The sequence below is a fragment of the Kitasatospora sp. NRRL B-11411 genome (assembly GCF_000721345.1).
Lineage (GTDB): Bacteria > Actinomycetota > Actinomycetes > Streptomycetales > Streptomycetaceae > Kitasatospora > Kitasatospora cineracea.
Map to the genome: position 1 here is coordinate 1 of NZ_JOGH01000172.1, position 9,704 is coordinate 9,704.

10 protein-coding genes are annotated in these 9,704 nt (G+C 70.2%); 4 read left to right on the top strand and 6 right to left on the bottom strand.

Features of this window, described 5'->3' with window-relative positions; all coding sequences use genetic code 11:
- Nucleotides 1-386 precede the first annotated feature (386 nt).
- Nucleotides 387-767: a MarR family transcriptional regulator gene (locus tag IH44_RS0137040; protein WP_051818097.1), complete on the bottom strand. Its 381-nt coding sequence runs from the start codon at nucleotides 765-767 to the stop codon at nucleotides 387-389.
- Nucleotides 761-1,363 (bottom strand): replication/maintenance protein RepL, encoded by a 603-nt coding sequence (locus IH44_RS46985; RefSeq protein WP_157852596.1) that lies wholly within the window; start codon nucleotides 1,361-1,363, stop codon nucleotides 761-763. Before IH44_RS46985 ends, IH44_RS0137040 begins: the two co-directional genes overlap by 7 nt.
- A gap of 559 nt (nucleotides 1,364-1,922) precedes the next feature.
- Between IH44_RS46985 and IH44_RS0137055 the strand changes: the two genes are divergently transcribed.
- Together IH44_RS0137055 and IH44_RS0137060 are read left to right on the top strand one after the other, a co-directional pair.
- Nucleotides 1,923-2,867, top strand: a complete 945-nt coding sequence (locus IH44_RS0137055; protein ID WP_030464240.1) for a sigma-70 family RNA polymerase sigma factor — start codon at nucleotides 1,923-1,925, stop codon at nucleotides 2,865-2,867.
- Nucleotides 2,868-2,924: 57 nt separating this feature from the next.
- Entirely contained in the window at nucleotides 2,925-3,488 is a 564-nt protein-coding gene (locus tag IH44_RS0137060) for a dihydrofolate reductase family protein (protein WP_030464241.1), read from the top strand.
- Nucleotides 3,489-3,504: 16 nt separating this feature from the next.
- Here the strand turns inward: IH44_RS0137060 and IH44_RS0137065 are convergent, their stop codons facing one another.
- Together IH44_RS0137065 and IH44_RS0137070 are read right to left on the bottom strand one after the other, a co-directional pair.
- Nucleotides 3,505-3,909 (bottom strand): hypothetical protein, encoded by a 405-nt coding sequence (locus IH44_RS0137065; RefSeq protein ID WP_051818099.1) that lies wholly within the window; start codon nucleotides 3,907-3,909, stop codon nucleotides 3,505-3,507.
- Nucleotides 3,910-3,919: 10 nt separating this feature from the next.
- Nucleotides 3,920-4,525, bottom strand: coding sequence for a replication/maintenance protein RepL (locus IH44_RS0137070; RefSeq protein WP_030464243.1), 606 nt, complete (start codon nucleotides 4,523-4,525; stop codon nucleotides 3,920-3,922).
- 1,009 nt (nucleotides 4,526-5,534) lie between these two features.
- Here IH44_RS0137070 and IH44_RS0137075 point away from each other — a divergent pair.
- Nucleotides 5,535-6,689 (top strand): ParA family protein, encoded by a 1,155-nt coding sequence (locus IH44_RS0137075; protein WP_030464244.1) that lies wholly within the window; start codon nucleotides 5,535-5,537, stop codon nucleotides 6,687-6,689.
- On the top strand, nucleotides 6,686-7,939 hold the full coding sequence (locus IH44_RS0137080) for a ParB/RepB/Spo0J family partition protein (protein ID WP_030464245.1): 1,254 nt from the start codon (nucleotides 6,686-6,688) through the stop codon (nucleotides 7,937-7,939). Before IH44_RS0137075 ends, IH44_RS0137080 begins: the two co-directional genes overlap by 4 nt.
- Before the next feature lie 84 nt (nucleotides 7,940-8,023).
- Here IH44_RS0137080 and IH44_RS0137085 read toward each other — a convergent pair whose 3' ends face one another.
- Nucleotides 8,024-8,257 (bottom strand): phosphopantetheine-binding protein, encoded by a 234-nt coding sequence (locus tag IH44_RS0137085; protein ID WP_030464246.1) that lies wholly within the window; start codon nucleotides 8,255-8,257, stop codon nucleotides 8,024-8,026.
- A gap of 33 nt (nucleotides 8,258-8,290) precedes the next feature.
- Nucleotides 8,291-9,704, bottom strand: a 1,414-nt coding sequence (locus IH44_RS0137090) for an AMP-binding protein (protein WP_157852597.1), incomplete at its 5' end; no start/stop codon positions are given.

The window sequence follows — 9,704 nt, forward strand, 5'->3', positions numbered from 1 at the left end:
TCAACCAACCCATCAACCCCCAGCCCAACAACACAGCCACCCAGCCAACCACCGACCTACCACACCCATGGCCCGTGCCACCCACAAAGCAGCAGACAGCAGTGGGTGGCATCGAGGGCGGCCCAGCCGTCCGTAGCGAGCACCGGGCGAGCGGGGCAGGCGGAGACAACCAGCACCGGATGCCCGTCAGACGTCAACTACGACCGGACAGACGGCACACCCGCCTTCGGGAAAAGCATGGCCTACAGCCGAGGGGCAAACGCAGCGAGCTCGGCCGTCGGGATGTCGGCCTACTGAGCTGGGATTGCCCTGACGATCGCTGCTGGTGCTGCTCGGCAGATGGGCCTGGGGAAACCCCCAGGCCATCAAGGTGGAGCTTTTCTCGCTCAGCCGACGGCACGAAGCCGGGAGCGGCCGGCCTTGGGTGGGGTTGTCTGGTAGTCGGGGATCAGAATGGGCGGCACGCCTTCTCGAGCGGCCCGGGCCATTGCCGCTTGCATCTCCAGTTCGGAGTTGTAGCCGGCGATGGCTGGGTGGAGTCGGTAACGGTAGCCCTTGCGCAGGACGAGACCCCGCTCTACCAGGAGGGTCATGCCGCGGCTCACGACGGAGGGGAGGATCTGCAGTTCCTCGGCAATGTCCTGCTGCGTGATCGGCACGGCCCCGCCGGGATCCTGCCGCTCCACCATGACGGACAGGACGTTGGTGGCGGTCGGGGTGAGTTCCAAGCGCCGTAGGAGTCCGAACAGGTCGGTGACCATCAGCATGTCGGCGACTCCTTCGCCTCGTTCTGGACTACCACCAGTCCGATGATGTCAGGAAAGCCGTTCTCCAGGGCGAGCGCTCGGAGTTCCGCCAGGAATCTCTGCTGCTCGTCACCGTTGCCCTTGTAGGCGATGAGGGGGTTGAGCTGCCAAAGGCCACGGCCGACGCTGCGAATGTAGTTCCGGGCTGCAAGGTGCTTGAGCGCCGGACTGACGTTGGAACGGCTGGTGCCGATCTCGTCGGCGATCTCGCGCTGGATGGCGTTCGCAACACCTCGCTCGGCCCGACCGACGATGTTCGACAGCACCGCGCACTGGAGCTTCGTCATCTCGCCCGACATCAGCGCCTTGGGTAGGACGTAGCGCGCGAAGTAGCGGCTCAGGAGTGCGTACCCGTCAGCCCCGAGGACCTCATGAGGTGCGCGTCGGTAGAAACGGGTACGTGCTTCGTAGACGCCGCCGGGAAGTTGGCCCGCGTAGCTGTGAACGATCTCGGCGGCAAGGTCACGTTGGTTCTGTGCTCCTGCTGGTCGAAGCTCAGCCTGACGGATCTGCTGCTGTGAGCCCTGACCTGTTGGTTCGCCCTGCGCTCGTACCAAAGCCGTGACCGCCTCTCATGTCAGCACAACGCTACATGTTCTTCGCAGCAGTGCGAAGCATTCTGCGCTTGGCTGCGAAACACAGGTCACGGAGCGCTTACGGCTGCTCTGGCTGCGAAGGACACGCTCCAGGGCAGCCCGATCGGGCTGACGCGGTTGCTTCTGACTCGCGGGGCACAATGTTTCGCAATGCTGCGAAACATTGGCCCGAAGTGTCGGCCTCCAGTGACACTTGGCCTGCCGTAGTGTCGTGCCAGCTATACCTTTGATTTTCCAAGCTCGCAGGTCAGGGCATGGTTTGACGCTGGGCCCTCTTATATAAAAAGGACCGCCGTGCCGCTTCCGCCGCCCGGGCCGGGGTTGGTCCGGATCTGCGGGTGTCCGGGGGCGGGGTTACTGCGTGAGTCACGGGATTCCGGCTGCCGCCGGAACCGGGCCCTGGGGGCCCTTCCCGTGCCTGTTGACGGGGGGCTCGCCCTCGTGGTCGGTGGCGGGGATGCGGCGACGATGGTTGTCGGGCTGGTGAGGGGCTGCGGGGTGGGGGCGGCATGATGGGGTTGTGGATTTCGAGCCGTACCGGGGTGAGTTGGTGGCGTTCTGCTACCGGATGGTGGGGTCGGTGCACGAGGCCGAGGATCTGGTGCAGGAAACGTTGTTGCGGGCTTGGAAGGCTCGTGATCGGTACGATCCGGCGCGGGCGGGGGTGCGGACCTGGTTGTACCGGATCGCGACCAATGTGTGTCTGACGGCGTTGGAGGGGCGGGGGCGGCGGCCGTTGCCTTCGGGGCTGGGGGTGCCCAGCGGGCATCCTGAGGCGCCGTTGCGGCCAGCGTTGGACGTGCCTTGGCTGGAGCCGTTTCCCGATGCCCGGTTCGATGTGGAGGTCAGGGGCGATCTGCGGCTCGCGTGGGTGGCGGCGGTGCAGGTGCTGCCGGCGCGGCAGCGGGCGGTGTTGGTGCTGCGTGAGGTGCTGGCATTCACCGCTGCCGAGGTGGCCGAGCAGTTGGGGACCACGGTCGCGGCGGTGAACAGTGCGTTGCAGCGGGCCCGGGCCGCCCTCGTCGGGGTCGGGGTGGGTGGTGCCGGTGCGGTGGCGGAACCGGACGATCCGCAGGTGCGGGCGGTCGTCCAGCGGTACGTGCGGGCGTTCGAGGCGGCGGACGTGCCTGCGCTGGTGCGGTTGCTGGCCGATGACGCGGTGCTGGAGATGCCGCCGGTGCCGTTGTGGTACCGGGGAAGCCGGGACTACGGCCGGTTCATCGAGCGGGTGTTCCGGATGCGCGGCACGGGCTGGGGCATGCGGGAGCTCACCGCGGGCGGGCAGCCCGCGCTCGCCGCGTACGTGCCGGGGCCCGGTGGCGGGCACCGGTTGCACACCCTGCAGGTGCTCACCGTCGACGGCGGGCGGATCGCGCGCAACGTCGTGTTCGCCGATCCGCGGGTCTTCGACGCCTTCGGGCTGCCGGGGGAGATTCCTGCGGGCGAGTTGCGCCGGGGGCGATGAGTCGGGGCGGTGCCGCCGGTACGTACTGGTGAGCACCGAATCGAAGGGATCCTCATCGTGAGCGTCATCGTCATCGAGTTCACCACCCTGGACGGGGTCGTGTCCGACCCGGACGGGTCCGCCGGCACGCCGTGGGGCGGCTGGGCGTTCCGGCACGGCCCGGAGGCGGTCGCCGGGGACAAGTTCCGGCTCGGCCGGACGCTGGACGAGGGGGTGCTGCTGCTCGGGCGCACCACCTGGCAGCTGTTCGCGGGGCTGTGGCCGGGCCGGGACGACCCGTTCGCCGCGCGGATGAACGCCGTCCCGAAGCTGGTCGCCTCCCGCACCCTGAGCCGCGCCGACACGTCGGGGTGGGCGAACTCCCGGCTGCTGGAGGGCGACCTGGTCGACGCCGTCGGGCGCGAGCGGCGGGACGTGGTCGTCACCGGGAGCCTGAGCGTCGTGGACCGGCTCAGGGCCGCGGACCTGGTCGACGAGTACCGGCTGCTGACCTTCCCCACCGTCCTCGGCACCGGGCGGCGGCTCTTCCCGGCCGACAGTCCGCCCGCGGAGTTGGAGTGCCTCTCCGCCGAGCGGGTCGGTGCCGCCGTCCTGGCCCGCTATCGCAGGGCCACCCGGTGACCGCTCGCTGCGGGGGTCAGACGGCTACCAGGTTGGGGCGGCCCGGGCGGGGGGGCTGCTTGCGGTAGAGGGGCGCGGCGATGTCGGGGAGGCGGCCTTCGCGGACGTCCAGGGCGGCTTCGCGGAGGGCGGCTTCCATCTCGGCCTGGGAGCGGTACTTGGCGATGAAGGGGTGCAGGCGGTAGCTGTGGCCCCGGCCGTCGCCGCTGCGCAGGACGAGGTGGCGGGCGACGAGGCACTTCATGCCCCGGCTGACGGCGGATTCGGCGAGGCCGAGGTGCTCGGCCATCTCGACCTGGCTGTGGCGGACCTCGCCGCCGGGCTGCTGCAGTTCGGACATGATGCCGAGGACTGCGGTCGCGGAGGGGGTCAGCTTCAGACGGGGGATCATGCCGAGCACGCCGGAGGGGGTGATCTCCATGGGGTCCTCCTCAGCTTTCGCGGGCGAAGTCGTCAGGACCGATGGTATCGGGGAACTCCGAGGCGAGTTTCTCCGCGCGGACGTGGGCGAGGACGCCGTTCTGTTCGTCGCCGTTGCCGCGGAAGCACAGACGGGGGTTGATGTCGTACAGGCCGCGCTGCTTGTGCCGGCGGATGTAGTTGAGTTCGCACAGCCGGCTGATCGCGGAGTTGACGCTGGTGCGGGCGGCGCCGATCTCGTTGGCCATCTGGACCTGGGTCTGCTTGAGCTGGCCGCGGTTCTGCGAGCCCATCATGTGCAGCAGGACGGCGACTTCGACCGGGCTGAGCCGGTGGGCGACGATGCACCGGGCCAGGACCTTGGCCATGAACCAGTTGCTGGTCAGCGAGTAGCCCATGGAGCCGGCCATGTCGTGGGCGGCGCGGCGGGGGCGGAACTTGACGGTGACTTCGTCGACGGCGGCCACGGCGGCCCCGGCGGGCTGCGTGGCGATGTCCATGGCGAGCTGTTCGCCGAAGCGGTCGAGCAGGCTGACGAGCTCGGACTCGGCTGCGGATCGGATCGGCCTGAGCTGGGGTGGTGCTCCGGCGGGACCGGTCCGGCGTTCTGCTCGCACGGGTGCCTCCTGGGACGGGTTGTCGGCACGACATTAGCGGAACTTGCGGATAGCTCGAAGTTTTGCCGGTGTGAGTCGCGAACTCCTGTCCTCGGGGCGCGGCACGGTCGCGGCGGCGGCACCTTTCGAAGGGATTCTTGCAGGTATCCGCAACTTTTCAAGGTGCTGACCGCGTGATCAGGAGGACCCCCGAGTTCGGGTCGAACTTGCCGTCCGCCACAAGAAAACTTGCCATGACCTGCAAGTTGCGACAGATATTGGCGACACAAAGGCCGAAAGTGTCCCTGTCCTTGGTCACTTTGCTGTGCCGCGCGGAGCCCATCTCGAGGGTCGGCGGCCGGGGAAGGAGGGTCGGCGGCCGGAAAAACTTGCAGCTACCTGAAAGTTTTGCCCCAAGTGTCCCCAGTCACGGGACACTTCGACCCCTCTAGTGTCCAATAGGACCGGACATTGCAGTTTTCAAACCAGCAGGTCAGAGGCCATATTCGGGCCGGGCCCTCTTAATAAAGAGGCGGGGTGTCGCGCAGGCCCTCCACTGTCCCCGGTCGAGGACATCTGGTTCTGGGCGGAGCGGCTGGTTCGGACCCCGGCCACGGCGGGGCGCGGTACGTCAACGGCTGTGTGTGCAACGGGAGTTGGCGCCTGGCCCGGCCCGGGACTGCGGTCACCGCTTCGATCCGGAGGGCGCGGAAAGGGCCCCCCGGGCCCGGGTCCGGCGGCAGCCGGACTTTCGTGACCAACGCAGTGAGGGGACCGTCGCGGTGGGGAGGGTGGGTGTGGGCCTCCGCCAGGGCGGCGGGAGCGGCACGGGTCCGGAGGTTGGAGGCGGGGTGCTGGAGGCCGGGTGGGGGGTCGGTGGAGTGGGTGGGGTGGGAAGGGTGAGGGAGGGGGGTTGGCGGGATGTTGTCCGCGGACAACGTGGTGAGGAATCTGGCATTTCGTCAGAAAGGTGCGCAATGGGTGGGGTGGGCCTGCGTGACTTTTGAGTGTGGGTTAGTAAACTCCCCGCATGAGCACCGATACTTCGGCGGACGGGCGAGACAAGGTGGTTACCAAACTGCCTGCCACGCTGCGCCGCGAATTGAAGATCCGCGCCGCGACCGCCGGGGTCGACATCCAGGACGCCGTCACGGTCGGCATCCGGATGTGGCTCGACGCGAGTGAGCCGTTGAGTCCGATCGACACCTCCTCCAGCAGTTCCTTCTCCACCTACGTGCCCTCGGACCTGTACAAGACCTTCCGGGTGACCTGCCTCCAGCGCGAAGTGCCCTACAACCAGGGCCTCGCGCAGGCGATCCGGCTCTGGCTCGACGCGAACCCGCGGCCCCGGCCGGTGCGGCTGCCGACCGGGCCGCAGCGGATCGTCGTCGCCAACCAGAAGGGCGGCGTGGGCAAGACCGCGATCTCCAGCGGGGTGGCCCAGGCGCTGGCCGAGGCCGGCCACCGGGTGCTGATCGTGGACTTCGACCCGCAGAGCCACCTGACCCTGCAGCTCGGCATCAGCCCGTTGCCGATCAAGGGCGACAGCCTGGCGAAGAACATGACCGGCGAGCGTTCGAGCGATCTGCGCGAGCTGCTCGTCGAGGTGCCCGGGGACGCCTTCGAGGGGCGGCTGCTGGTGCTGCCCGCCTGCACCGACGCCTTCCTGCTCGACGCCAAGCTGGTCACCTCCCGGGACGTCCGGGTGAAGGAGACCGCGCTGGAGAAGGCGCTGGCCGCGGTGGAGCGGGAGTTCGACGTGGTGATCGTCGACTGCCCTCCCAGCCTCGGCTACGCGATGGACAACGCGCTCTACTACGCCCGGACCCGTGAGGGCGAACCGCGGGGCCGCTCCGGGCTGCTGATCCCGGTTCAGGCCGAGGACTCCTCCGCGGACGCCTACATCCTGCTGCGCGAGCAGATCGAGTCGCTCTGCGACGACCTCGACGCCGACATCCACGACTTCGGGTTCGTGGTCAACCTCTACGACCCGCGCAAGGGGTTCGTGGTGACCTCGGCGCTGGAGCAGTGGAAGGCCATAGAGGAACCCGCTGTCATCGCGGTGGTCAACGACCTCAAGGACCAGCGCGAGGCAGTCCGCGTCAAGAAGCCGCTTCTCTCCCACGCGCCCGACAGCGAGCAGGCCGACGTCATGCGCGAGATCGCCCGGAGGATCACCGCATGACCCGCGCAGCAGACCGCCTCGGTGGCGGCAGCAGCTTCGGCGCCGTCGCCCGGCCCCGCAGCGAGCGGGGACGGGCGAAGGCCGTGGCCGAGGGGTCCATCCCGGACTACGAGCTCCAGCGGCTGGAGCTCGCCAAGGTCCGGCCCAGCCTGGTCAACCCGCGCCGGTACTTCGGGACCGAGGAGGAGCAGGAGGCCCTCGGCCAGAGCCTGGCCCGCAAGCAGACCACCGCCTGTGTCGCCGTCACCCGCGAGGCCTACCTCGCGCTGTGGCCCGACCACGGGAGCGGGATCGGTGACGCCGGGTGGGTCCTGCTCAACGGCGAGCGCCGTTACCGCTCGGCGCTGCGGGTCGGCCTGGAGCAGCTCGACTTCGTGGTCCGCGACGACCTGGCCACCAGCCGGGCGGACTTCATCGACTACCTGATGCTCGAGAACGACGAGCGCCAGGACTTCAACGTCATCGAGCGGGCCCACGGCCTGAACGACCTGCTCCGCGCCTGCGACGGCAACGCCGCCGAGGTGGCCCGCCGGCGCGGCCGGGACCGTTCCTGGGTGGGCAACCAGATCGCGCTGCTCACGCTGCCCGCCGAGATCCAGGAGCAGTTGGTCGCGGGGGCGCTGGCCGAGCGGTACGCCCGGCGGCTGGCCCGGGCGCTCAAGGAGGATCCGTCGCTCGGGGCTCCGCAGCTGCTGGTCCTGGCCGAGCAGTTGAAGGCGGAGGAGAAGGACCGGCGGCAGCAGACGAAGGACGTGCTGGAAGCGGCCCGGGGTCAGGTGTTGTCCGCGGACAACATCCGGTCCGCTCCCCCGGTGTTGTCCGCGGACAACACCGGGACCGGGCGGCGGGCGTCCGGACAGTCCGTCGGGGCCGGCGGGCGGTCTGCTGGGGAGGGCGGGATGTTGTCCGCGGACAACATCCCGGAGCAGCGGATGACCGGTGGGGCGGACGGCGGTGCCGAGTCGGGTGCTGAGTCGGGTGCCGTGTTGTCCGCGGACAACACGGGAGGGGCGGGGCGGATGTTGTCCGCGGACAACATCGCCGGGGAGTCGGCGGGGGTGGTGTCCGGGGGTGCCGGGGCTGGGTCGGTGTTGTCCGCGGACAACACCGGGTCCGGGGCGGGGGTGGTGGCTGCCGAGTTGGTGCGTGCGCTGGGGGCGACTCCTGCGGAGCAGGCGGCGACGCTTCGGGCCGGGTTGGACGACGAGGGGTTCACTGCCCTGCTGGAGGTGCTGTACGCAGAGGTGTGATGCGGGGAATGTTGTCCGCGGACAACATCGGGGTGCTCCTGCCGGTCGGCGGGGGCACCCCTTCGGGTTCCTCCGGCGGTGGGGTCAGTTCGGTTGGGCCAGGGCGGCGGTGAGGGCGGAGACCGTCTGGCAGGTGAAGATCAGGCGGACCGGGACCTGGCGGCCGAGGGCCGCGGTGAGGCGGGCGGCGACCTTCAGGGCGCTCAGTGAGGTGCCGCCGACGGAGAAGAAGTAGTCGTCGTCGGTGAAGCGGTCGTGGCCCAGGGCGGCGGCCCAGGTCTCGTGCACGGTGCGGGCCAGGGTGTCGGTGGTCTGCATGGTGGTGGGTTCCCCGATCGGGTCCGGTGGTGTTCAGGTGGTGGGGGTGAGGCGTCTGGTCAGGGCGGCGGGGGTCGGTGCGAGCAGGACGTCCTTGATCCGGGTGTGGGCCAGGCCGGCGGTGCGCAGGTGCGCGGCGAGCCGGGCGGCGAGCAGGGAGTTGCCGCCCGCGTCGAAGAAGTTCACGTCCGGGCCCGCGGGGGCGCCGAGGACCCGGGACCAGCTGTCGTGCACCAGGCGTGCGGTGCCGTCGGTCTCGGGGGCGGTGTTGTCCGCGGACAACATCGGGGGAGCGGCGGGGGTGGTGGCCGGCCGGGGCAGGGCGGTGGTGTCGAGCTTGCCGTTGGCGGTGAGCGGGAGGGCGGGCAGCAGGGTCACCGTGGCGGGGAGCATGTAGTCGGGCAGCAGGTCGGTCAGGCGGGCGCGGACGGTGCGGGCGGTCTCCTCGCGGCCGGGCTCGGCGACGACGTAGGCGTCGAGGCGGTCGAGCGCGCTGTCGCCGGGGACCGGGCGGTGCAGGACGACCGCGGCCGCGGCGATGCTGTCGTCGCCGAGCAGGGCGGAGCGGATGTCGCCGAGTTCGATCCGGAAGCCGCGCAGCTTCACCTGCTCGTCCAGCCGACCCAGGTGTTCCAGGCGGCCGTCGGGCAGCAGCCGGCCCAGGTCGCCCGAGTAGTACCGGCGGCTGCCGGTCACCGGGCAGGGGGCGAAGCGTTCCGCAGTGAGGTCGGGGCGGTTCCAGTAGCCGGTGGCGAGGCCGGCGCCGCCGACCGCGATCTCGCCGCTCTCGCCCGGGGGCAGCGGGCGGCGGTCGCGGTCCACCACCTGGACGTTCCAGCCCGGCAGCGGGTGGCCGACCGACGGGGAGCCGTCCAGGGCCTCGGCGCGGCCGACCAGTTGCCAGGTGACGTGGACGGTGGTCTCGGTGATGCCGAACATGTTGACCAGCCGGCACGCGGGCGGGGGGAGCAGCTCCAGCCACGGCAGGAGTCCGCGGGTGTCCAGGCGTTCGCCGCCGAACACGACGGTGCGGACCGGCAGGGTGCCGGCCGCGGCGAGCAGGGTGCCCATCAAGCCGGCGAACGCGGTCGGGGTCTGGGACAGCACGGTGATGCCCTCGGCGAGGATCAGCGCGGTGAAGTCGGCGGCGCAGGTGCGGGCCTCCTCGCCGACGACGACCAGGCGACCGCCGGTGGTGAGGCAGCCCCAGATCTCCCAGACGGAGAAGTCGAAGGCCACCGAGTGGAACCAGCTCCAGACCTGGTCCGGGCCGAGGCCGAGGCCGGGGGCGGTGGCGCGCATGAGGGCCAGGACGTTGCGGTGCGGGACGACCACGCCCTTGGGGCGGCCGGTGGAGCCGGAGGTGTAGATGAGGTAGGCGGGAGCGTCGTCCGGGAGCGTGGGGAGCGCGGTGGCGGGAGGGGCGGTGGGGTGGAGGGCGGTGGGG